This window comes from Rhizobacter fulvus (assembly GCF_964020785.1).
The window spans coordinates 57,037-80,405 of record NZ_OZ224516.1 but is presented as its reverse complement, the minus strand read 5'-3'; the positions used below and the strand labels follow the sequence as shown (position 1 = coordinate 80,405).

Genomic DNA, 23,369 nt, shown 5'->3' with positions numbered 1-23,369 from the left:
GGCCGACATCCCCATGAACTTCGACTACACCGAGACCCAGGGCCAGATCCGCGCCGCCGTCAAGGAGCTGTGCAAGGGCTTCGGCCCCGAATACTGGCGCCAGTGCGCGCAGGACGGCGCCTATCCTGAAGCCTTCGTCGACGCGATGGCCAAGGCCGGCTGGCTGGCCGCGCTGATCCCCGAGGAATACGGCGGCGCCGGGCTGCCGCTGCTCGACGCCTGCCTGATCCTGCAGGAGATCAACCAGAACGGCGGCAGCGCGGTGCACTGCCATGCGCAGATGTACACGATGGCGTCGATCATGCGCCACGGCTCCGAGGCACAGAAACGCCGCACGCTGCCGCGCATCGCCGACGGCAGCCTGCGGCTGCAGGCCTTCGGCGTGACCGAGCCCGACGCCGGTTCCAACACGCTGGCGATCAAGACCTTCGCGCGCAAGGTGCCGGGCGGCTACGTCGTCAACGGCCAGAAGATCTGGACCTCGCGCTACAGCCACTCGCACATGTACCTGCTGATCGCGCGCACCACGCCGATCGACGCGGTGAAGAAGAAGACCGACGGCCTGAGCCTGTTCCTGATCGACATCAAGAAGGCGGGCGCGTCGCTGAAGGCCACGCCGATCCGCACGATGATCAACCACCACACCTTCCAGGTCTTCATCGACAACCTCGAACTCACCGACGACGACCGCATCGGCGAGGAAGGCAAGGGCTTCCACTACCTGCTGGATTCGCTGCATTCCGAGCGTCTGCTGGTGGCCAGCGAGGCGATCGGCGACGGCCACTGGTTCGTCGGGAAGGCTGCGCGCTACGGCAGCGAGCGCGTTGTCTTCGACCGCCCGATCGGCGCCAACCAGGGCGTGCAGTTCCCGATCGCGCGCGCCCACATGAACATCGAGGCCGCCGAACTGATGCGCAACAAGGCCGCCACGCTGTTCGACGCCGGCCTGCCGTGCGGGCGCGAGGCGACGATGGTCAAGTACCTGGCCAGCGAAGCGGCCTGGGAGGCGGCCGAGGCGGCGATGACCACCTTCGGCGGCTACGGCGTGGCCTGCGAATACGACATCGAGCGCAAATGGAAGGAGAGCCGGCTGTTCCGCACCGCGCCGATCTCGAACAACTTGGTGCTGGCGCAGGTGGCCGAGCACCTGCTGGGCATGCCGCGTTCATATTGAGAGCCCGATGGACTACGAAACCCTGCTGATTCAGCCCGCGCCGGGCACCGCGCCCGAGGACGGCATCCGCTGCCTGGTGCTGAACCGGCCCGACGTGATGAACGCGATGAACACCCAGATGTTCGTCGACCTGCGCAACGCGCTGCACGAACTGGCGTTCGACGACAGCCTGCGCGTGCTGATTTTCAGCGGCGCCGGTGACCGCGCCTTCTGCACCGGCGGCGACCTGAAGCAGCGCAACGGCATGACCGACGCCGCCTGGCGCAAGCAGCACCAGCTTGCCGAGGAAGTGCTGCTCGCGGTGAAGGACTTTCCGCGCCCCGCGATCGCCGCGGTCGAGGGCCACGCCCACGGCGGCGGCTGCGAGCTGGCACTGATGTGCGACTGGATCGTGGCGGCGCGAACGGCGGTGTTCTCTCTGCCCGAAGTGCGGCGCGGCATCATGCCCGGCGGCGGCGGCATCCAGAACCTGGTGCGCGCCGTCGGCGCGCGGCGCGCCAAGCAGCTGCTGCTGACAGCGCGGCGCTTCTCGGCCGAGCAGGCCGCGCAATGGGACATGGTGACCACGCTGGCCGAGCCCGGCCAGGCGCTGACCGTGGCGGTGGCCGAGGCGCGCGAGATCGTGCTGGCCGCGCCGATGGCGGTGCACTATGCCAAGCTCGCCGCATCGCGCGGCGGTGAGGTCGACTTCCACACCGGCTACGCCCTCGACATCGCCGCCTACAACGTGCTGGTGTCGTCGGACGACCGGCTCGAAGGCGTCAAGGCCTTCAACGAAAAGCGCGTGCCGCGCTGGAGCGGACGCTGAATGTTCACCAAGATCCTGATCGCGAATCGTGGCGAGATTGCCTGCCGCATTGCCCGTACCTGCCAGCGCCTCGGCATCGCCGTGGCCGGTGTTCATTCGAGCGCCGATCGCGATGCGCTGCACACGGCCGTGATCGGTGAATCGATCGGCCTGGGTGGCGCCACGGCAGCCGAAAGCTATCTGCGCATCGACGCGGTGATCGCCGCCGCCAGGCGCAGCGGGGCGCAGGCCATCCACCCGGGCTACGGCTTCCTGGCCGAGAACCCCGCGTTCGCGCGTGCGGTCGAGGCCGCCGGGCTGGTCTTCATCGGCCCGACGCCGGAGGTCATCGAACGTCTCGGCAACAAGGCGTCGGCGAAGGCCGAGGCCCGTGCGGCCGATGTGGCCGTGCTCGGCGGCGGCGAGCAAGCCAGCGCCGACGCCGAGGTGGTGGCCGCCTGGGCGCGCGCACTGCCGCTGCCGGTGCTGCTGAAGCCGGCCGCGGGCGGCGGCGGCAAGGGCATGCATGTGGTGCGGCAGCACGACGCGTTGCCGGATGCCATCGGCACCGCGATGCGCGAAGCCAAGAGCGCGTTCGGCGACCCGGCGCTGATCGTCGAGCCGTACATCGAACGCGGCCGGCATGTCGAGGTGCAGATCGCCGGCGACGGGCGCGGCGAGGTCATCCACCTGTTCGAGCGCGAATGCACGCTGCAGCGCCGGCACCAGAAGCTGATCGAGGAAGCGCCCGCCGCGCCGCTGCCCGCCGGGTTGCGCGAACTGATGCTGGCCGACGCGGTGCGGCTCGCGCAGCGGCTGAACTACCGCGGCGTCGGCACGGTCGAGTTCCTCGTCGCCGGCGACCGGCACTGGTTCCTCGAAGTGAACCCGCGGCTGCAGGTCGAGCACCCGGTGACGGAAGAGGTCACCGGTGTCGACATCGTCGAGCTGATGCTGCGCGTGGCGGCCGGCGAGGGCCTGCCGCTGCGCCAGGCCGACGTGACGCTGCGTGGCCACGCGGTCGAGGCGCGCGTCTGTGCCGAGGATGCCGCGCACGACTTCATGCCGTCGACCGGCGAGATCATCGACGTGCAGTTCCCGGGTATCGGCGTGCGTGTCGAGAGCGGCGTGCGCGCGGGCTCGGTGGTGACGCCGTACTACGACTCGATGCTGGCCAAGCTGATCGTGCACGCGCCGGATCGCGATGCCGCACTCGACCGCCTCGGGCTGGCACTCGGCGCCACGCGCGTGCTCGGCGTGACGACCAACTGCCGCTTCCTGCAGCAGCTGATCGCGTTGCCGCAAACGCGCGACGCCAGCTTCCACACCCGCAGCGTCGACGAAGTGCTGACGGCGCAAGGCCGCGCCGAACCCGCGCCGACGACGCTGCTGGCCGCGGCCGCCGCGTGGTGGTTGCTCGATGCGCGGCAGACCGCCGCCTCGTACGGCGCCTGGACCGCGGCCGACGTCACCGGCTGGCAGATGCACGCCGGCGACGACCCGGTGACGGCGGTGCCGACGCTGCTGCTGCGCGACGGAAAACAGCTGCGCCAGATCCGCTTCGGCGCGCGGCTGGCCGATGGTGAACTGCTGGTGCAGGTGGATGACGAGCGCATCCGCCTGTCGCTGCGCGCGCAGGGCGGGCTGTGGCAGCTCGGCGTCGGCGATGCGGTCGAAACCCTGGCCATCGCGCGCCGCGACGGCAACCTGTTCGTGCAGGCCCAGGGCAGCGCGTTCGTCTTCGAGGCGATCGCCTACCTGGCCCAGGCCGCCGCAGCGCCGGTGACCTCGGGCGAGCTGCGCACGCCGATGATGGGCACGATTCTTCAGACCCACGCCGCGGTCGGCGACGCGGTGCGCGCCGGCGACGTGGTGGTGTCGATGGAGTCGATGAAGATGGAACTGAAGATCTGCGCCGAACACGACGGCACGCTGCGCAGCCTGACGGTCGCGGCGGGGCAGACGGTGGAGCGCGGCTTGGTGGTGGCGGTGGTCAACGCCGCGGAAGCGGCATAGCGCCCCACCCATTCAATGACAACAAGGAGACGACGTTGAAGTACGAATCGATCAGGCTGGAAATGGATGGCGACTACGTTGCGCGGCTGACGCTGGCGCGCCCTGACATCCAGAACGCGATGAGCATGGGGCTGGTGCAGGAGCTGCGCCATGCGTTGCGGGTCATCGCCGCCAACGACAAGCTGCGCGCGGTGGTGCTGACCGGCGAGGGCAAGTCCTTTTGCGCCGGCGGCGACCTGAACTGGATGCAAAGCGTGCTCAAGCAGAGCCGTTCGGAGCGCATCGCGGAATCGAAGGTCCTGGCCGAGCTGTTCTACGAATTCGACAACCTGCCCAAGGTCGTCGTCGGCCGCATCAACGGCGCGGCAACCGGCGGCGGCTTCGGCATGACCTGCATCTGCGACGTCGGGGTGGCCTCGACCGCCGCGCGCTTCTCGCTGACCGAGGCGCGCCTGGGCCTCCTGCCGGCGAACATCAGCCCGTATGTCGCGCGCCGCATCGGCCTGGCGCGCTCGCGCCGCTACGCGCTGACGGCGCAGTTCATCGACGCGGCGCAGGCCGAGCGCATCGGCCTGGTCGATCGCGTCGCCGCGCCGGAGGAACTGGACCGCGCGGTCGAGGAAGAGCTGGCGCTGATCATGGCGATCCCGGCCGGCTCGATCGCCTCGACCAAGAAGCTGTTCAACGACGTGATCGGCCGCCCGCCGCGCGACTGCATGGACTACACCGCCGCCGCGCTGGCCGACGCCTGGGAGACCGAGAACGCTGGCGAAGGCATCGCCGCGTTCCTCGCCAAGCGCCCGGCGGCCTGGAAGGTCACGCGCGGGTGAGGCGCCCAGTTTTCACCAACGAAAGGCCATGAATCCATGAAAGTCTTCGAGACCATCCGGCTCGTGTTCGATGCGGCCGGCGTCGCGCGCCTCACGCTGGCGCGGCCCGATGTTCACAACGCGCTGAACCCGACGATGTTCCAGGAGATCGGCGAGGCGCTCGACCTCATCGAAGCCAACCCCGCGGCGCGCGTCGTAGTGCTGAGCGGCGACGGCGAGAATTTCTGCTCCGGCGGCGACTTCCGCTGGCAGCAGAGCCAGGGCAGCCAAGACCGCGCCAGCCGCATCCGCAGCGGTGCGCCACTCGCCGCGCTGCTGGCGCGGCTCGACACCTTCGGACGCCCGATCATCGGCCGCATCAACGGCTCGGCCTACGGCGGCGGGGTCGGCCTGATCGCCATCTGCGATGTCGTGGTGGCCGTGGACAGCGCGCGGATCTCGCTCAGCGAGGTTCGCTTGGGCCTGGTGCCCGCCACCATTTCGCCGTATGTCGCGGCCAAGCTCGGCCCGAGTTACGCCCGTCGGGTGTTCCTGAACGGCAAGATCATGTCGGCCGCCGAGGCGCAACGCTACGGCCTGGTGCACGAGGTCGTCGCCGTGGCGGAACTCGACAACGCGGTCAATGCCGAGATCGACCGGGCGCTGGCCTGTGCCCCGGGCGCGGTGCAGATGACCAAGAAGCTGGTGCAGTTCGTACTGGCCCACGACACCGCGGACAACCTGATCTACACGGTGGACCGCCTGGCCGACTTCTGGGAGACGGAGGAAGCGCGCGAGGGCCTCACGAGCTTCTTCGAGAAGCGCGCGCCGGCATGGCGCCGCCAGCACGAACCCGCAGCCTGAATCAACCCTCTCGCGACAGAAAGACAACCCATGAACGACGCAGACACCGTGATTTACCAGGTGCGCGACGGCATCGCCACCGTCAAGATCAACCGCCCCGAAATCCGCAACGCGCTGTCGCCCGCGGCAGCGAACCGATTGCACGACTGCTGGGGCGAGGTCGACGCCGACAAGAACGTGCGCGTGGCCATCCTGACCTCGGCCGATTGCGGCACCTTTTGCGCGGGCCTGGACCTGCGCGAAGCGGCGCGCGTGAAGAAGGAGGAGGGCGTCGACATCCTGACCAAGATGAAGGACCCGTTCCACGGCCGCCAGCGCCGCGTGGCCAAGCCCATCATCGCGGCCATGACCGGGCACCTGATCGCCGGCGGCATGATGCTGAGCCTGAATTCCGACCTGCGCGTGGGCCTGAAGGGCACGCAGGTCGGCATCACCGAAACGCGCATCGCCGGGCGCGGCAGCCCGTGGGCCATTCCGCTGCTGTGGATGCTGCCGCAGCCGCTGCTGATGGAGATGGTGCTGACCGGCGAGCTGTACCCGATCGACACCTTCCACCAGCTCGGCTTCATCAACTACCTCGAAGACACGCCCGACGCGGTGCGCGCGCGCGCCCAGTCGCTGGCAGAACGCATCCGCGACAACGCACCGCTGTCGGTGATGGCCGGCAAGGAATCGATCATGACGGCGATGAGCGCTGGCTGCGATGCTGGCATGGCACTGGCGCAGAACATTTACCGCGCCGCGTATGCCAGCGAGGACGCGCAGGAGGGCCCGCGTGCATTCGCGGAGAAGCGCAAGCCGGTGTGGAAGGGGCACTGACGCACGGTTGCGGACGAGGGCGGCGTGACCGACATTCGGCTTCCGAACGGGTTGCAAGTCATCGAGCGCGGCTGGCTGTCGAGCAACAGCATGCTGTTCCTCGGTGCGCGGTCCAGCGCGCTTGTCGACAGCGGCTACTGTACGCATGCGCGACAGACCACGGCGCTGGTCGCCGCGGCGTTGCGCGGGCGCACGCTGGACCGGCTCGTCAACACCCATCTTCACAGCGACCACTGCGGCGGCAACGCCGCGCTCCAGCAGCTGTATCCGGCAGTGCGGACGCTGATTCCGCCCGGCCTGTCCGGCGCGGTCGCGCACTGGGATCCGGTCGCCCTTGGCTACGCCCCGACCGGGCAACTCTGCCCGCGCTTCGGGTTCGACGGTCACGTGCTGCCCGGCACCGAGATCGAACTGGCCGACACGATGTGGCAGGTCCACGCCGCGCCCGGCCACGATCCCGATTCGGTCATTCTGTTCGAGCCGCGGTCGCGCACGCTGATCTCGGCCGATGCCTTGTGGGAAAACGGTTTCGGCGTGGTCTTCGAGGAGCTCGAAGGCCAAGCCGCCTTCGACCAGGAGGGTTCGACCCTCGACCTGATCGAGCGGCTCGATCCTCATTGGGTCATCCCCGGCCATGGTCGGGTGTTCGCCTTCGCGCCTGAGGTTCTGGGCCGGGCGCGCGCGCGCCTCGATGCGTTCATCGAGAACCCGGAGCGGCACGCCCGCCACGCCGCCAAGGTGATGCTGAAATTCAAGCTGCTGGACAGCAGACAGATGCCCGTGGTCGAGTTGGTCGCATGGGCCGCCGGCACGCGCCACTTCCAGACGATTCACCAACGCTTCGCCGCGTCGGCGCCGGTGGTCGACTGGATCGAGCAGCTCACGCAGGAGCTGGTGCGATCGCAGGTGCTGCGACGCGTCGGCGACACGATCCACGATGCCTGAGGTGCACGATCCCATGAATGTTCCCGCTTTACTGAGCCCGCTGCGGCTGCGCGAGCTCGAACTGCCGAACCGCATCGTCGTCTCGCCCATGTGCCAGTACAGCGCGGTCGACGGCTGCGCCACCGACTGGCACCTGGTGCATCTGGGCCAGTACGCCGTCTCGGGCGCCGGGCTGGTGATCGTCGAGGCCACGCATGTCGAGCGCCGCGGCCGCATCACGCACGGTTGCCTGGGGCTGTACTCCGACGAGAACGAGGCGGCGCTGGTGCGCGTGGTCGATTTCTTTCGCCGCCACGGCAACGCCCGTCTCGGCGTCCAGCTCGCACACTCGGGCCGCAAGGGCTCGGCGCACCGGCCCTGGGAAGAGCGTGGCGACGCGCTCAAGGCGGGCCATGATCCTTGGCCCACCGTCGCCGCGTCGGCGCTGGCGTTCGATACCGGCTGGCCGCGACCCGAGGCACTCGACTCGCAGGGCATGAAGACGGTGTGCGATGCCTTCGTGCAAGCCACCCGGCGCGCGGCGCGCCTGGGCTTCGAGCTGGTCGAACTGCACGCCGCCCACGGCTACCTGCTGCACAGCTTCCTGTCGCCGCTGAGCAACCAGCGCGGCGACGCGCATGGCGGCAGCCTGGACAATCGCATGCGCTTCCCGCTCGAGGTGTTCGACGCGGTGCGCGCCGAGTGGCCGCGCGAGCGCCCGCTGGATGTGCGCATCTCGGCGACCGACTGGGTCGACGGTGGCTGGACGCTCGACGACTCGTGCGCGTTCGCGCGCGAACTGAAGGCGCGCGGCTGCGACTTCATCACCGTGTCGAGCGGCGGCATGTCCCTGCAACAGAAGATCCCGCTCGGCGAAGGCTATCAACTGCCGCTGGCGGCCGCGGTGCGCGTGGCCGCCGGCCTGCCGGTGATGGGCGTGGGCATGCTGTTCGACCCGGTCCATGCGAACCGCGCCATCGCCGAGGGCCAGTGCGACCTGGCGGCCATCGCGCGCGGCATGCTGCACGACCCGCACTGGCCTTGGCGTGCCGCTGCGGAACTCGGCGGCGAGGTGGCTCACCCGCCGCAGTACATCTGCGGCTATCTCTCGTCCTGGCTGCGCGGGCAACGCGCGGGCCATGGCGGTGCATAGTCCCCTCACACCACCGACAGGCTTCGCGATGAACGGTACCACGCGCTACCCCCATGTCTTCGCCCCGCTCGATCTGGGGCACACGCGGCTGAAGAATCGCATCCTGATGGGCTCGATGCACACCGGGCTGGAGGAAACGCTCGGCGGATTCCCGCGCATGGCCGAGTATTTCGCGGAGCGCGCGCGCGGCGGTGTCGGCATGATCATCACCGGCGGCTTCCCGCCCAACGACGAGGGCGGGCTGGACAGCAAGCTGGCCAGCCCCGAGCAAGCCGAGCAGCACCGCCTGATCACGCGCGCGGTGCACGCGGCCGACCCCGACGTGAAGATCTGTTTGCAGATCCTGCACACCGGCGCGCTGGCCGACACGCCGACCTGCGTCGCGCCGTCGGCGGTCAAGTCGCGCATCGGCCGCTACACGCCCAGCGAGCTCGACGAAGCGGGCATCGAGAAGCAGCTCAGCGATTTCGCCAACTGCGCGGCGCTGGCGCAATCGGCCGGCTACGACGGCGTCGAGATCATCGGCTCGGCCGGCTACCTGATCAGCGCCTTCATGGTGCGCAAGACCAACCTGCGCACGGATCAATGGGGCGGGCCGTGGGAGAACCGCATGCGCTTCGCGCTCGAGGTCGTGCGCCGGGTGCGCGCCGCGGTCGGCGAGCGCTTCATCGTGATCTTCCGCGTCCCGGCGATGGACATGCTCGACGGTGGCCTGGCCTGGGACGAGATCACCTCGCTCGCGCAGGGCTTGCAAGCGGCGGGCGTCAGCATCATCAGCACCCATTTCTGCTGGCACGAGGCGCCGGTGCCGACCATCGCGACGATGGTGCCGCGCGCGGCGTTCTCGCAGGTCACCGGCCGGCTGCGCCAGGCCGTCAGCGTGCCGGTCATCACCAGCAACCGGATCAACATGCCGGCGGTGGCCGAGCAGGTGCTCGCGCGCGGCGACGCCGACCTGGTGTCGATGGCGCGGCCGATGCTGGCCGACTCGCAGTTCGTGCTGAAGACCGCCGAGGGCCGCGAGGACGAGATCAACACCTGCATCGCCTGCAACCAGGCCTGCCTGGACCACTACTTCGGCGGGCGCCAGCAGGTGACCTGCCTGGTCAACCCGCGGGCGTGCAACGAGACCCAGCTGAACTATCGGCCCGCAGCGGCGCCCAAGCGCATCGCAGTCATCGGCGCCGGGCCGGCCGGCCTGGCCGCCGCCACGGTGGCGGCCGAGCGCGGCCACCATGTCACGCTGTTCGAGGCCGGTGCCGAGATCGGCGGCCAGTTCAACCTGGCGCGCCGCATCCCCGGCAAGGAAGAGTTCGCCGAGACGCTGCGCTACTACCGCCGCATGATCGACAAGCTCGGCATCGCACTGCGCCTGAACACCGCGGCCGACGCCGCGTTGCTGCGCGCCGAAGGGTTCGACGACGTGATCGTCGCCACCGGCATCACGCCGCGCCGGCCCGACATTCCGGGCATTGATCATCCGATGGTGCTGCCGTACGTCGACGTGATCCTGGGCCGCAAGCCGGTGGGCCGGCACGTCGCGATCATCGGCGCGGGCGGCATCGGCTTCGACGTTGCGACGCTGGTCTCGCACGCTGGCATTTCCGCGTCGCTCGACGTGGCCGTGTTCGCGCGCGAATGGGGCATCGACTTCGACAACCACCCCCGCGGCGGCGTCACCGGCGTGTTGCCGCAGGTTGAAAAGTCGGAGCGCACGGTCGCTCTGCTGCAGCGCAAGCCCGACGCGCTCGGCAAGACGCTGGGCCGCACCACCGGCTGGACGCACCGCATGAGCCTGGGCCGGCGCGGCGTGCAAATGGTGGGCGGGGTCGAGTACCTGAAGATCGACGACGCCGGCCTGCACACGCGGGTGGGCGGCGAGCCTCGGCTGTTCGAGGCCGACAGCGTCATCGTCTGCGCCGGTCAGACGCCGCTGCGCAGCGTGTACGACGCGCTGCAGGCCAGCGGGGTGCGCACGCATCTGGTGGGCGGCGCTTTCGAGGCGGTCGAGCTCGACGCGAAGCGCGCCATCGACCAGGCCAGTCGCCTGGCGGCCGTGATCTGAGGCCATGAACACCGCGCCCACGACGACGACCGACGCGCCGCGCCTGCATCGCACCGTCGCGAACGGCATTGGCCAGGCCTGGTTCGAGTGGCGCCCCGAGCGGCGCCGTCAAGGGCCCAGCGTGTGGCTGGTGCATGCCACCGGCTTTCATGGCCGCGTGTGGGACCAAGTCGTCCACCGGCTGCCGGGCCGCCATGTGATCGCGGCCGAGCAGCGCGGCCATGGCCGCAGCGAGGCGGCGGACTTCGACGGCTGGGCGGACTTCGGCCACGACCTGGCCGCGCTCGCCGTCGCGCTCGACGCGCAAGACGCGGTGGGCGTCGGCCACAGCTTGGGCGCCCATGCGCTGGTGCAGGCGGCCGCCTACCAGCCGGGCCGGTTCGCGCGGCTGGTGCTGATCGATCCGACGATCTTCGCGCCGGCCGAGTACCACCGGCCCTTGCCGCCGTCCGGCGCGCTGCATCCGGCGGCCGCGCGCAAGAACCGCTTCGACTCTGCCCAGGCGATGTTCGACCGGTTCGTCGAGCGGCCGCCGTACCACGTGTTCGATCGTCAGGCCCTGCGCGACTACTGCGATCATGGCCTGCGCCCGGCCGACGGCGGCAGCGGCTTCCAGCTCGCCTGCGATCCGGCCTTCGAAGGCAAGGTCTATCCGCTGGCGCAGCAGAACCTGGGCATCTACGCCAGCATCCGTGCGCTGCAGATCCCGGTGCTCGTGGTGCGCGCCGGCTCGGGCGATCCGAGCATCCTGCCTTGGGATCCGCTGGGGTCGCCGACGTGGCCCGGGCTGGCCCAGGAGTTTCGCCACGGCCGCGACCTCAACCTGACCGACAAGACCCACATGTTGCCGATGGAAGATCCGGCGCTCGTCGCGCGGCTGATCGATGAAGCGATGAATGGCCCTGTGCCAGGGCAGTCGACGTGAAGGGCGCCATGACCCCACCCGTCCCGGCGCAAAGCCGTTTCGTCGTCCACGACGATCTGAACTTGCATCACCTGGATTGGGGCAACCACGGCGGGCATCCGGTGATCCTGGTGCACGGCATCCGTCTGCACGCCCATGTCTGGAACAATTTCGCGCGCCGCTTCAGCGACCAGCTCCACATCCTGGCGCTGGACCAGCGGGGTCACGGCGACAGCGGCTGGGGTGGCGCGGACAGCTATCAGCTCGAGGATTTCTACCGCGACCTGCGTGCGGTGGTCACGCAGCGGGGCTTGACCCGCTTCACGCTGATCGGCCACTCGCTGGGTGGGCTGGTGTCGATGGTGTATGCGCACCGCCACCCCGAGGATCTGGAGCGCCTTGTGCTCGTGGACATCACGGCCGGCCTGCCCGAGGTGGCGCCGGGCACCGACCTGTCCCGCATCTCTGAAGCGCCGCCGCCGCAGGATTTCGAATCCGTCGAATCCGCGACGGCCTATCTGCGCCGGATCATGGCCATGGCACCGCCCGACGTGGTCGCGGAAAGCGTGGCCCAAGGCGTGCGCAGGACCGACACCGGCGCCTACACCTGGAAGTACGACCCGGCCTTGTCGCAGCACCGGCGGCCTGTTCCCGCGTCGATGGATCTGTGGGGCATGGTGGGCGCCATCCCGACCCCGACCTTGCTGCAATACGGCAGCCACAGTCGCGTCGTGACGCCGGCGTTGGCCGAGCGCATGGCCGCGACGATGCCGCGCTGCAGCGTCGAACGCATCGAGCGCGCCGGGCACGCCCTGTTCACCGACCAGCCCGACGCGTTCGCCGACAGCGTTCGGCGCTTCCTGTTCGGACCATCGCTTTCCTGACGCGCTCGATTGCCGCCATGCGCACCAAAGTCCGTCTTGCCCATGTCTCTGACATCCATCTGGATACCGACTACCACGGCGGAGAAGACCGCATCGACCGGCGTGACCGCTGCCGCGACCGGTTTCGAACGCTGCTCGACAACGTCATTGAACAGCGCCCCGATGCCTTGCTGATCGTCGGCGACCTGTTCGACTCCAACCGCGCCTCCGATGACACCATCGTCTGGGCCATGGAGGCGCTGGGCCGTCTGCCGCTCCCCGTGCTGATGATTCCGGGCAACCATGACTGCCTGGAAGACGACGGAATTTACCGACGCCACGATTTCAACCGCATCGCCAACGTGCAGATGGTCATGAGCCCGCAGGGCGAGACGCTCGAACTGCCGGAATTGAAGATCAGCGCCTGGGGCAAGGGCATGGCCGTTCATTCGCCGGACTTCCGCCCTCTGGCCGATATGCCCGACATTCATGACGGTTGGTGGAACCTCGCGATGGGGCACGGCATCTTCGTCGAGGACGGCTATCACAGCAGGCGTTCATCGCCGATCCGGGCCGATCAGATCGAAGCGAGTGGGCGTGATTACGTGGCGCTCGGCCACCACCACGGCCTGCGCAATGTGTCGAGGGGCGCCACCGTGGCCTACTACTGCGGGGCGCCGGAGCGGCTTTCAGAGCACTCCGGCACGTTCGTCACCGTCGACCTCGAACACGGCGCCGAACCCGTGGTGTCGATCCGGCGGGTCGGTTGACAGCCGCCGCCGATCACGAAAGGCGAAACCCTTCATAGCCTTGCGCGGCGACTTCGGAAAGCCGCTGGCGATAGCGCGGGGCGCCGCCGTTGTAGATGAGGTAACGGATCTTGTCGTGCCCTTCGAGGTTGGAGTTGTAACCGGTGAACCATGACTTCGCCTTGCGCAGCAGCAGGCCCTGGTACAGCTCCTTCACATGCTCGGTCCACAGTGTCTCGGCTTCCACGGTCGGCTCGACGCGCGTGATCGCCTGCTGCACGACGTGCTCGAACAGCGAGCTCGCCCAGTCGACCACCGTCTCGATGCCACGCGGAAAGTTCGTTGAAAGCGATGCGCTCTGTGGCCCTGCCAGCATGAAGAGGTTGGGGAACCCGGCGGCCTGCAGGCCCAGGTAGTTGACCGGCCCGTCGCGCCACTTGTCGCGCAGACGCTCACCGTTCACGCCGACGAAGTCGATGTTGTCGAAGGCGCCGGTCACCGCATCGAAGCCTGTGGCGTAGACGATCAGGTCGAACTCGTACTCGCGTTCGCTGGTGCGGATGCCGGTGGGCGTGATGCATTCGATCGGGGTATCACCGATGCTCACCAGGTGCACGTTGGGGCGGTTGTAGGCTTCGTAGTAGCGCGTCTCCATCGGCACGCGCTGCACGCCGAAGCCGTGATCCTTGGGGATCAGCTTATCGGCCAGCACCGGGTCTTTCACACGCTGGCGGATCTTCTCGGCCACGAAGGCCGAGAACTCGGCATTGGCGGCCTCGTCCATCAGCACGTCGCGGAAGTTGCCGAGCCAGATCGCGAAGCCCGGCGTGGCATACAGCCGCTCCCAGAATGCCAGGCGCTCTTCACGCGGCACTTCGGCCACCCGGCGCCGGTCCGGTCCGTGGATGAAGCCGCCCGGCGTCAGGTCGCACTTCTTGAAGATCTCGTCGTAGCGGGATCGGATGTCAGCCATTTCGGCCGGCGGGATGGGCGCGTTGTGCAGCGGCGCGCACCAGTTCGGCCGGCGCTGGAACACCGTGAGCTCGCCCACCTTGTCGGCGATCGCGCCGATCAGCTGCACGCCGGTGGCGCCCGTGCCGATGACCGCCACCCGCTTGCCCGCCAGGTCCACCGGCTCCTTGGGCCAGTGATAGGTGTGGAACGACGGCCCGCGGAAGCTGTCCATGCCCTTCAGGCGTGGCATCGTGGGTGCGGAAAGCAGTCCGATCGCGGTGAGCAGGAAGCGGCACGTCAGGGTGCGCCCGCCGGCCAGCTCGAGCGTCCACAGCTCGTTGTGCTCGTCGAAGGTCGCGCGCTCGAGCGAGCAGCCGAACTGGACGTGCCGGCGCAGATCGAACTTCTCGACCACGTAGTTCACGTAGCGAAGGTTTTCCGGCTGCGGCGAGAAGTGTTCTGTCCAGTCCCACTCGGCCAGCAGCTCCTTCGAGAACGCGTAGCCGTAGGTGTAGCTCTCCGAATCGAAACGACAGCCGGGGTAGCGGTTCCAGTACCAGGTGCCGCCGACGTCGTCGCCGCGTTCGAGCACCGTGACGTCGGCACCAAGCTGCAACAGCTTGTGCAACTGGTACAGGCCGCACATGCCGGCGCCGATGATCACGAACTCACGCTCTGGCGTGCGGCGGGCAGCTGGCAGGTCTTTGGGCAAAACTTTTCTCCGTGTTTGGGCTCGTGCAGGGCGACCGGCCGACAGGGTCAGCGCCGGGCCGAAGTGGAATTTTAGCGCCGTGGACCAAACGTTTGTTTGACAGTTCGACTCGGTCTGCGTTGCGTCAGTCGCGACCCCATGTCGGAGCACGCTTTTCGGTGAATGCGGTGAGCCCTTCGCGGCAGTCGTCGGTGCCGAAAACCGTCGATATGAGGTCGACCGCATTGGCCGCGCCTTGCCGGTAGCCGTTGTCGGTGGCGCGCCCGAAGGCGGCCTTGCCGAGCCTCATCAGTGTCGGCGACTTGGCCGCGAAGACGCGGGCCAGCTTGTGTGCTTCACTCAGCACGAGATCGGGCGGCGCGATGCGCCCGACGAGGCCGAGCGCCATCGCTTCGCGGGCATCGAAGACGCGGCCGGTGAACAGCAGGTCGAAGGCGCGGTAGCGCCCGACGATCCGCGGCAGATGGGTGTAGTGGATCGCGGGCAGCAATCCGACTTCGAGCTCGGGGTAGCCGAAGCTGGCATCGTCGGCGGCGACCAGCATGTCGCAGGTAATAGCCACCGACATGCCGCCGCCGCGCACCGCGCCGCTGATCGCGGCGATCGTCGGCTTGGGCAGGCCGGACTGCAGCTCGAACAATTGCGAATACAGCCGGCCCACGGTCGCGTGCACCGCGGCGGGCGAACTGTCCTTGAAGCGTGGCAGGTCGAGCCCGGCACAGAAGCGGCCGGGGATCGCGCTGCCCAGCACGATGGCGCGCACGTGCGGGTTGGCGCCGGCCTCGCGCAGGGCGGCCATCAGCGCATCCAGCAAGGCGTCGGTGAGGGCGTTCACCGGCGGGTTGTCGAGCAGGATCTCGGCAATGCCGTCGGTCACTTCGAGTCGGATCATCTTGTCGCGCCTTTCGCGCCACAGTGTTCTTCGATCACCCTGTCAAGGCACCCCGAGCGTGGACAGCGCATCGACGTAACCAGAATCGCGGGTGTCGATGCCGCCGACGCTCGGGCCGACCCGCCGCAACAGGCCGTCGTTCAGGCCATACACCAGTCCGTGGACCTCGACAGCTTGACCGCGCTCCCAAGCGCGGCGCAGCACGGTGGTGCGGCAGACGTTGCTGACCTGCTCGATCACGTTGAGCTCGCACAGCAGCGCCGCCCGTTCATTGGCATCGTCGACGCCGTCGAGCCGCGGCGCGTGCTTTCGCGCCACATCCTCCAAGTGGCGCAGCCAGTTCTCCGCCAAGCCGGTGCGGCGGCCGTCGATCACCGCCTGCACGCCACCGCACCCGTAGTGCCCGACCACGAGCACGTGCTCGACCTTCAGCACCTCGACGGCGTAGTGCAGCACGGTCAGGCAATTGAGGTCGGAGTGCACCACCAGATTGCCGACATTGCGGTGCACGAACACTTCGCCCGGGCGCAGCCCGACGATCTCGTTGGCCGGCACGCGGCTGTCGGAGCAGCCGATCCACAGGTACCGGGGCGCTTGCTGCCGGGCAAGCCGCGCAAAGTATTCGGGGTCCCGCGCCGCGCAGCTTGCCGACCAGGCGCGGTTGTTTTCGAACAGGGGGTCCAGGCTGCACATGTTGCTTCTCTCAGGCCTTGTTGTCCGCGGCCAGCTTCGCGCGCAGTTCGACGACCGTTTCCGGATTGACCAGCGACGACAGGTCTCCCGGGCTGTCACCGCGATACACCGAGCGCACCACGCGCCGCATGATCTTCATGTTGCGCGTCTTCGGCAGATCGGTGACGAGCAGCACCTGCCGCGGCCGGTACGACGTGCCCATGCCGCGCACGACCGCGGCGGACAGTTCCTGCTCCAGCGCCGCGTCGGCCGGCACGCCCGGCATCGGCACGCAGACGCAGACGATGGCCGAACCCTTGATCTCGTCGGGCACGCCGATCACCGCCGCTTCGGACACCTTGCCGGTGCCGGTCAGCAGCGTCTCGATCTCGGACGGTCCGGTGCGCTTGCCCGAGATCTTGATCGTGTCGTCGCTGCGGCCGAGGATGTAGTAGAGCCCGTCGGCGTCGCGCATCGCGAAGTCGCCGTGGACCCAGATGCCGGGCAGGGTGCGCCAGTAGCTGTCGAGATAGCGATCGTCGTCGCGCCACAGGCTCTTTGTGATGCCGATGTTGGGGTTGCGCAGCACGAGCTCGCCGACCTGCCCATCGGCCACCGGCTGCCCGGCCTCGTCGACGATGTCGGCGCCTACGCCGAGCCCGCCCATCCCGAACGAGCCGGGCCGCAGCGGGTGGTGCACGGTGCCGGTGAAGTTGCAGCCGCCCACTTCGGTGCCGCCGACGATGTTCAGGAACGGCAGCTCCTTCTTGCACACATGCTCGAAGAACCAGCGCCAGGGCGCCTCGGTCCAGGCCTCGCCGCCCGACACGGCGATCCGCAACGCGGACAGGTCGAAGCGCTCGACCTCGGCGTCGCCGTAGCGCATCAGGCCGCGGATCAGGGTCGGCGCGACGCCGACGTAGGTGACGCGGTGGTCCTGCAGCAGGCGCCAGAAGCGGCCGGTGTCCGGAAAGTCGGGCGTGCCTTCCGCGACCAGCAGGCTGCCGCCGAAGAAGCTCGGGATGCAGGCGCACATCGCGCCCACCATCCAGCCCATGTCGCTCATGAAGAAGAAGCGGTCACTGGGCTTGAAGTCGGCGCAGATGTGCATATCGCGCGTGACCATCGAGCCGAGGAAGCTCACATGCGTCCAGACGCAGCCCTTGGGCTTGCCCGTGGTGCCCGAGGTGTAGAGCAGCACGGCGGGGTCGTCGGCGGCCATCTCCATCGTCGGCAACGCGGCGGGCTGGATCGCGACGGCCGCAGCCCAGTCATGGTCGCGGTTGGGCGTCATCGGGCAATCCAGCGCGTTGCCGAGGTGGCGCAGCACCAGCACGGAGCGCACGCTGGGCACCTCGCTCAGCGCCTCGTCGAGCACCGACTTCATCGCGCCCGGCGTGCCGCGGCGCCACGTGCCGTCGACCGTCAGCACGACCTTGGCTTCGCCGTCGTTCAGGCGCGAGATCAGCGGCTGCGGGCCGAAGCCGGAGAACAAGGGCATGACGACGGCGCCGATCTTCATCACCGCGAAGAAAGCGATGAAGGTCTCCGGCAGGTTCGGCATGTACAGCCCGACGCGGTCGCCCGGCCGCACGTCGAGTGCCCGCAGCGCGCCGGCCAGCCGGCAGACCTCGGCGTCGAACTCGCGGTAGCTCAGGCTGCGCTGGGCGCGCTGGTCTTCGCCCTCCCAGACCAGAAACGGGCGCTCCCAAGCCGGCGTGTCGCGGTGCCGGTCGATGCAGTTGAGCACGATGTTGGTCGTGCCGCCGACGCACCAGCGCGCCCACTCGATGCCGCGCGAGGTGTCGAGCATCTGCTCGTACGGTTTGTAGAAGCGGAAGTCGCAGAACTCGAACACCTGCTGCATCAGCCACGCCGGGTCGGCGTCGGCGCGGCGTGACAGGGCCTGCAGATCGGGCTCGCCGGTGCGGCGGATGAAGGCACCGAGATTCGATTGCGCGAGGATCTCGGGTGTCGGAAGCCAGTCGAACGGTCGTTTGGTAGAATCCATGTCGCTAGAGTAGCTGAAGCCACCAGCGCAGTCCAGAGGTGACGCCCCCGGGCCGGGCCCGTGATCTGCGCACCATGACCCCGGAGAAGCCCATGCATGTCGACGAAGCGATCCGCAGCCGTAAATCCGTCCGGCGGTTCCTGCCCACCCCGGTGCCCGCCGCGGTGGTGAGCCACATCCTGAACGTGGCGGCGCGGGCGCCGAGCGGCAACAACGTGCAGCCTTGGCGCGTGTACGTGGTTGCCGGCGAGCGGCGCGACAAGCTCTGCGACGCCATCGTCGAAGCCGCCAGCGGCGACCCGGACCGCCATCAGCCGGAGTACGCCTACTACCCGACGAGCTGGTTCGAGCCCTACTTGGAACGTCGGCGCCGTTGCGGCTTCGGGCTGTACGCGACGCTCGACATTGCGCGCGACGACAAGGTCGCGCGCGAACGCCAGATGCTGCGCAACTACACGTTCTTCGACGCGCCAGTGGGGCTGATCGTCACGCTCGACCGGCGCCTGAACACCGGCAGCTTCATGGACGTCGGCATGTTCATCCAGAACATCCTGGTGGCGGCGCGCGCGCAGGGGCTGCACACCTGCGCCCAGGCCGCGTTCGCTTGGTTTCACAAGATCGCCCGCGAGCAGCTGCCGATGGGCGACAACGAGATCCTGCTGTGCGGCATCGCGCTCGGGCACGAAGACGTGGACGCACCGGAGAACGCCTTCATCACCGAGCGTGCCGGCTTGGACGAGTTTGTCAGCTTCCATGGTTTCGAGGTGACCGCGTGATCACCGTGCCCTTCATGCTGCCCGAATCGATGACTGTGTGACCACGCTGCGAAAGTCGCTGCTCATCGTGTACCACACGATGACCGGCGGCACGTTGCAGATGGCGCAGGCGGCTGCGTCCGGGGCGCGAAGCGAGGGCACGGTTGACGTCCGTTTGCTGCACGCGCGCGATGCCGGGCCCGACGATGTCCTGGCGGCCGACGGCCTGATCTTCGCCACGCCCGAGAATCTGGCCGCCATGTCCGGTATGTTGAAGGACTTCTTCGACCGCAGCTACTATGCCGTGCTCGACCGCATCAACGGCCGACCCTACGCCCTCCTGATTTGCGCCGGCAGCGACGGCAGCAACGCCGTCCGCCAGATCGAGCGCATCGCCACCGGATGGCGGCTGCGGCGCATCGTCGAGGCGGTGATTGTTTGCACCCATGCCCAGGCACCGGCGGACATCCTGCGCGCGAAGCAGATCGACGCTCCGGCACTCGCGCGATGCGAGGAACTGGGGGCCGCCTTCGCGGCGGGGCTGGCCTTGGGAGTTTACTGAGCGTCGCGTCGATCCGCAAAGCGCCGCCGTTCACTTTGACACTTGGCGCCAGCGGCCCGTTCAGAAACGAAAGATGCCGTAGCTCGGCGCGGCGATCGGTGCGTGCGAGGCGGCCGACAGCGCCATGCCCAGCGCATTGCGCGTGTCCACTGGCGCCAGCAGGCCGTCGTCCCACAGCCGCGAGGTTGCGAAATAGGCGTTCGATTCGCGCTCGGCCTTTTCAAAGACGCGGTCGCGCAGGATCTTCATCGCGGCCTCGTCGGGGGGATGGCCGTGGCGCCGCAGCTGCGCGATCTTCACGTCGGCGAGCGTGTTGGCGGCCTGCTCGGGGCCCATCACACCCATGTGGATGTTGGGCCAGGCCCAGATGAAGCGCGGGTCCCAAGCCCGGCCGCACATGCCGTAGTAGCCCGCGCCGAACGCGGCGCTGGTGATCACGGTGAACTTGGGCACCTCGCTGCCGGCCTGCGCCATCAGCATCTTGGCGCCGTCCTTGGTGATGCCTTCCATCTCGTAGTTGCGGCCGATCATGTAGCCGGTGGTGTTCTGCAGGAACAGCAGCGGCGTGCGGTTCTGGTTGCACAGCGCGATGAAGTGCGCCGCCTTCTTGGAACTGTCGGAGAACAGCACGCCGTTGTTGGCCAGGATGCCGATGCGGTAGCCCCACAGGTAAGCGTAGCCGCAGATGAGCGTGGTGCCGTAGGCCGGCTGGTACTCGTGGAAGCGGCTGCCGTCGACCATGCGTGCGATCAGCTCGCGGTGATCGAACTGCACCTTGTGGTCGGGGCTGACGATGCCGTGCATCTCGCCCGGGTCGTAGTAGGGCGCCTCGGGCTCGCGCTCGGGCAGGAAGCTGCGCGTGGCGGGCGTGAGCTGGGCCACGAGCTCGCGGCAGATCTCGATCGCGTGGGCTTCGCTGTCGGCGGGGTAGTCGACCGTGCCCGAGATTTGCGTGTGCAGATCGGCGCCACCGATCTCGTCGGCGGTGTGCTCCTCGCCGGTGGCGGCCTTCACCAGCGGCGGGCCGCCGAGGAACACGCCGCCGGCGCCGCGCACGATGATGCTGTAGTCGCACAGCGCCGGGATGTAGGCGCCGCCGGCGGTGCAGTGGCCGAACACCATCGCGATCTGCGGCACATGGGCCTTGGACAGCAGGCACTGGTTGCGGAACACGCGCCCGCCTTCGATGTAGACGCCCGACAGCTCTTCGAGGAAGGCACCGGCGCTGTCGCACAGGTGCAGCACCGGCAGGCGGTTCTCGAGCGCGATGTCGAGCAGCCTGGTGATCTTGCGCGGCGTCAGCGTGTACCAGGCGCCGCCCTTGATGCCGGAGTTGTCGCAGTGGATCAGCACCTCGCGGCCACTGACCACGCCCAGGCCGGTGATGACGTTGGCGCCCGGAACCTCATCGTCGTACTGGCCACAGGCGGCCAGCGACGAGAACTCGAGGAACGGCGTGCCGGGATCGAGCAGCAGGTCGAGCCGCTCGCGCGGCAGCAGCTTGTTCTGCGAACGCAGGCGCTTCAGGTCGCGCGGCGGGCACAAGTGGCGCGCCTGCTCCTGGCGGGCGCGGAAGTCGTCGACGATGGCGCTGATCGCGGCGTGGTTGCGCTTGTAGGCCGCGGACGCGGTGTCGATGCGGGATTCGATGCGCTTCATGGTTCAGACGTCTTCGAGGGTAATCAGCGCGGCCTTCAGCGCGAAGGTCGCACCGGTCAGGAAGTGCACGGTCTTGACGCGCGCGTCGCGCGGCGCGAGCAGGGTGGTTTCGAGTTTCATGCTCTCGATCACCATCAACGCCTGGCCGGCACGAACGACGTCGCCCGCGGCGGTGTGCACCGCGATCACGACACCGGGCATCGGCGCGCTGAGCAGGTCGGAGCCGCCGCCGGCCGCGCCGCCGGTGGCGTGCGTCAATTGCTGGCGTTCGATCTCGATCGCACCCATGCCCTCGGCATGCACGAACACCGAATCCGCCCCCACGGCGAGTTGAACGACGCGCGACCGACCGTCGACGCTGATGCGCCAGCGCCCGTCGGCCAGGGCCTCGCGGCTGACGACCAGTGTGCGGTCGCCACGGCGCAGCTGCACGCCGCCGTCCGGGCCGCGGGTTGCGATGACGTCGTACGCCACGCCGGCGATCAGATAACGCGCGTGCATTTGGGTCAGTTCCTCCAGCCGCCCATCGCAGCGTGCATCGGCGGCACCGCATGAACCCGATGCATCAGCTCGCGATCGGACAGCACCGCGGCGGCCAGCAGCAGGTCGATCTCGGGCTCGGACAGTGCCGATCGAAGATCGTCGGCACAACGCACCAGCATGCCGGTGTCGGCTTGGCCGGCGATGAATTCGGGGTGCTGCAGCACGCGCGCCAGGTAGCTCGCGTTGGTGGTGACGCCGAGCAGCACGGTGTCCTGCAGCGCGCGCACCGAGCGTGCGATGGCCTGCGCCCGCGTTGCGCCGTGACAGACGATCTTGGCGATCATCGGGTCGAACGCGGCCGTGACGGCGCCGCCTTCGCGCACACCAGCGTCGACGCGCACGCCCGGGCCGGAAGGGGGCTTCCAGGCCAGGATGGCGCCGGTGGCGGGGCGGAAGTCATGCGCCGGGTCTTCGGCATAGAGCCTGCATTCGATCGCATGGCCCAGCTGCACGATGTCGGCCTGCACGAGGCCGAGCGGCTCGCCGCGCGCCAGCCGCACCTGCTCGCGCACCAGGTCGAGGCCGCAGACCATTTCGGTGACCGGGTGCTCGACCTGCAGCCGCGTGTTCATTTCCAGAAAATAGAACTCGCCGCCGGCGCCGTAGATGAACTCGACCGTGCCGGCGCCGAGGTAGGCGCAGGCCCGCGCAATGCCAGCTGCGGATTCGCAGACATCGCGACGCTGCTCGGGCGTGAGGCCGGGCGACGGCGTTTCCTCGATGATCTTCTGGAAGCGCCGCTGCACCGAGCATTCGCGTTCCCAAATGTGGACCACCTGACCGTGGGCGTCGCCGAGCACCTGGACCTCGATGTGGCGCGGGCGCTCGACGTAGCGTTCGACGAACAGGCGGCCATCGCCGAAGTAGCGCTCGCCCTCGCGCCGCGCGGTCGCGATCTCGGCCTCGAGCAGCGCCAGGTCGCGCACGATGCGCATGCCCTTGCCGCCGCCGCCGGCCGAGGGCTTGATCAGCAGCGGCGCGCCCAGCGCGCGGGCGCGCTCGACGAAGCTCGCCGGGTCGTCGTCCTCGATCGCGCTCGGCGCCACCGGGAAGCCGCGCTCGGCGACAAAGCGGCGCGCGCGCACCTTGTCGCCCATCAGCTCGATGGTGTCGGCGCGCGGGCCGATGAAGGCGACGCCGGCGGCATCGAGCGCGCGCGCGAACGCAGCGTTCTCCGACAGGAAACCGTAGCCCGGGTGCAGCGCCTGCGCACCGGTCTGGCGGCAGGCCGCGACGATCTGTTCGATGTCGAGGTAGGCGGCGACCGGGGTGGGCCCATGCAGTTCGACCGCGGCATCGGCCCCCAACACCGCGGGGCTGTCGGCGTCGACCGCGTGGTGCGCGACCGCCACGCGCAGGCCGAGGGTCTTGAGCGTGCGCAGGATGCGCAGCGCGATCTCGCCGCGATTGGCGATCAGGACCGTGTCGAAGTGCCGCAGCGGCGAGTGCGAGCCCGCAGGGGCGTCGGGGCCTGGAACCACG

At 68.8% G+C, this 23,369-nt stretch carries 21 protein-coding genes; 14 read left to right on the top strand and 7 right to left on the bottom strand.

The genetic code is table 11. The features are described 5' to 3' along the window. The first annotated feature begins 13 nt into the window (after window positions 1-13). The 12 genes from ACWH49_RS00375 to ACWH49_RS00320 are packed head-to-tail and all read left to right on the top strand — an operon-like array spanning window position 14 to window position 13,148. Window positions 14-1,174, top strand: coding sequence for an acyl-CoA dehydrogenase family protein (locus ACWH49_RS00375; protein ID WP_448169630.1), 1,161 nt, complete (start codon window positions 14-16; stop codon window positions 1,172-1,174). 7 nt (window positions 1,175-1,181) lie between these two features. Next, window positions 1,182-1,982 (top strand): enoyl-CoA hydratase/isomerase family protein, encoded by an 801-nt coding sequence (locus tag ACWH49_RS00370; RefSeq protein ID WP_448169629.1) that lies wholly within the window; start codon window positions 1,182-1,184, stop codon window positions 1,980-1,982. Beyond that, the gene (locus ACWH49_RS00365) at window positions 1,983-3,977 is read left to right on the top strand and encodes an acetyl/propionyl/methylcrotonyl-CoA carboxylase subunit alpha (protein ID WP_448169628.1); all 1,995 of its coding nucleotides are present in this window, start codon (window positions 1,983-1,985) and stop codon (window positions 3,975-3,977) included. A gap of 35 nt (window positions 3,978-4,012) precedes the next feature. After that, window positions 4,013-4,807, top strand: coding sequence for an enoyl-CoA hydratase-related protein (locus ACWH49_RS00360; protein ID WP_448169627.1), 795 nt, complete (start codon window positions 4,013-4,015; stop codon window positions 4,805-4,807). Between the two features lie 36 nt (window positions 4,808-4,843). Continuing rightward, window positions 4,844-5,650 (top strand): enoyl-CoA hydratase-related protein, encoded by an 807-nt coding sequence (locus ACWH49_RS00355; RefSeq protein WP_448169626.1) that lies wholly within the window; start codon window positions 4,844-4,846, stop codon window positions 5,648-5,650. A 30-nt stretch (window positions 5,651-5,680) separates the two neighbouring features. Next, entirely contained in the window at window positions 5,681-6,469 is a 789-nt protein-coding gene (locus ACWH49_RS00350; RefSeq protein WP_448169625.1) for an enoyl-CoA hydratase/isomerase family protein, read from the top strand. A gap of 24 nt (window positions 6,470-6,493) precedes the next feature. Continuing rightward, window positions 6,494-7,414, top strand: coding sequence for an MBL fold metallo-hydrolase (locus tag ACWH49_RS00345; protein WP_448169624.1), 921 nt, complete (start codon window positions 6,494-6,496; stop codon window positions 7,412-7,414). Window positions 7,415-7,427: 13 nt separating this feature from the next. After that, window positions 7,428-8,546, top strand: a complete 1,119-nt coding sequence (locus ACWH49_RS00340; RefSeq protein WP_448169623.1) for an NADH:flavin oxidoreductase/NADH oxidase — start codon at window positions 7,428-7,430, stop codon at window positions 8,544-8,546. A gap of 28 nt (window positions 8,547-8,574) precedes the next feature. Continuing rightward, complete coding sequence (locus ACWH49_RS00335; protein ID WP_448169622.1) at window positions 8,575-10,611, top strand: oxidoreductase; 2,037 nt, start codon at window positions 8,575-8,577, stop codon at window positions 10,609-10,611. Between the two features lie 4 nt (window positions 10,612-10,615). Next, window positions 10,616-11,536, top strand: coding sequence for an alpha/beta fold hydrolase (locus ACWH49_RS00330; RefSeq protein WP_448169621.1), 921 nt, complete (start codon window positions 10,616-10,618; stop codon window positions 11,534-11,536). Beyond that, complete coding sequence (locus ACWH49_RS00325) at window positions 11,533-12,399, top strand: alpha/beta fold hydrolase (RefSeq protein ID WP_448169620.1); 867 nt, start codon at window positions 11,533-11,535, stop codon at window positions 12,397-12,399. The genes ACWH49_RS00330 and ACWH49_RS00325 overlap by 4 nt, the downstream gene beginning before the upstream one ends. Window positions 12,400-12,416: 17 nt before the next feature. Next, the gene (locus ACWH49_RS00320) at window positions 12,417-13,148 is read left to right on the top strand and encodes a metallophosphoesterase family protein (RefSeq protein ID WP_448169619.1); all 732 of its coding nucleotides are present in this window, start codon (window positions 12,417-12,419) and stop codon (window positions 13,146-13,148) included. A 13-nt stretch (window positions 13,149-13,161) separates the two neighbouring features. Here the strand turns inward: ACWH49_RS00320 and ACWH49_RS00315 are convergent, their stop codons facing one another. The 4 genes from ACWH49_RS00315 to ACWH49_RS00300 all read right to left on the bottom strand — a co-directional run bounded on the left by ACWH49_RS00315 (window position 13,162) and on the right by ACWH49_RS00300 (window position 18,368). Continuing rightward, a complete protein-coding gene (locus ACWH49_RS00315) occupies window positions 13,162-14,793 on the bottom strand; it encodes a flavin-containing monooxygenase (protein ID WP_448169618.1) in 1,632 nt (543 codons plus the stop codon). Window positions 14,794-14,917: 124 nt separating this feature from the next. Further along, on the bottom strand, window positions 14,918-15,685 hold the full coding sequence (locus ACWH49_RS00310) for an enoyl-CoA hydratase/isomerase family protein (RefSeq protein WP_448169617.1): 768 nt from the start codon (window positions 15,683-15,685) through the stop codon (window positions 14,918-14,920). A gap of 42 nt (window positions 15,686-15,727) precedes the next feature. Beyond that, complete coding sequence (gene can / locus ACWH49_RS00305) at window positions 15,728-16,378, bottom strand: carbonate dehydratase (protein WP_448169616.1); 651 nt, start codon at window positions 16,376-16,378, stop codon at window positions 15,728-15,730. Between the two features lie 10 nt (window positions 16,379-16,388). Next, window positions 16,389-18,368, bottom strand: a complete 1,980-nt coding sequence (locus ACWH49_RS00300; protein ID WP_448169615.1) for an AMP-binding protein — start codon at window positions 18,366-18,368, stop codon at window positions 16,389-16,391. Window positions 18,369-18,460: 92 nt separating this feature from the next. On the opposite strand from ACWH49_RS00300, the gene ACWH49_RS00295 reads away from it, so the two are divergent. Continuing rightward, window positions 18,461-19,144, top strand: a complete 684-nt coding sequence (locus tag ACWH49_RS00295; RefSeq protein ID WP_448169614.1) for a nitroreductase — start codon at window positions 18,461-18,463, stop codon at window positions 19,142-19,144. Between the two features lie 46 nt (window positions 19,145-19,190). Then, a complete protein-coding gene (locus ACWH49_RS00290; RefSeq protein WP_448174278.1) occupies window positions 19,191-19,685 on the top strand; it encodes a flavodoxin family protein in 495 nt (164 codons plus the stop codon). A gap of 60 nt (window positions 19,686-19,745) precedes the next feature. Here the strand turns inward: ACWH49_RS00290 and ACWH49_RS00285 are convergent, their stop codons facing one another. The 3 genes from ACWH49_RS00285 to ACWH49_RS00275 are packed head-to-tail and all read right to left on the bottom strand — an operon-like array spanning window position 19,746 to window position 23,368. Continuing rightward, window positions 19,746-21,344, bottom strand: coding sequence for an acyl-CoA carboxylase subunit beta (locus tag ACWH49_RS00285; RefSeq protein WP_448169613.1), 1,599 nt, complete (start codon window positions 21,342-21,344; stop codon window positions 19,746-19,748). Window positions 21,345-21,347: 3 nt separating this feature from the next. Beyond that, a complete protein-coding gene (locus tag ACWH49_RS00280) occupies window positions 21,348-21,845 on the bottom strand; it encodes an acetyl-CoA carboxylase biotin carboxyl carrier protein subunit (RefSeq protein WP_448169612.1) in 498 nt (165 codons plus the stop codon). Between the two features lie 5 nt (window positions 21,846-21,850). Next, a complete protein-coding gene (locus ACWH49_RS00275; protein WP_448169611.1) occupies window positions 21,851-23,368 on the bottom strand; it encodes an acetyl-CoA carboxylase biotin carboxylase subunit in 1,518 nt (505 codons plus the stop codon). Window position 23,369: the final 1 nt, after the last annotated feature.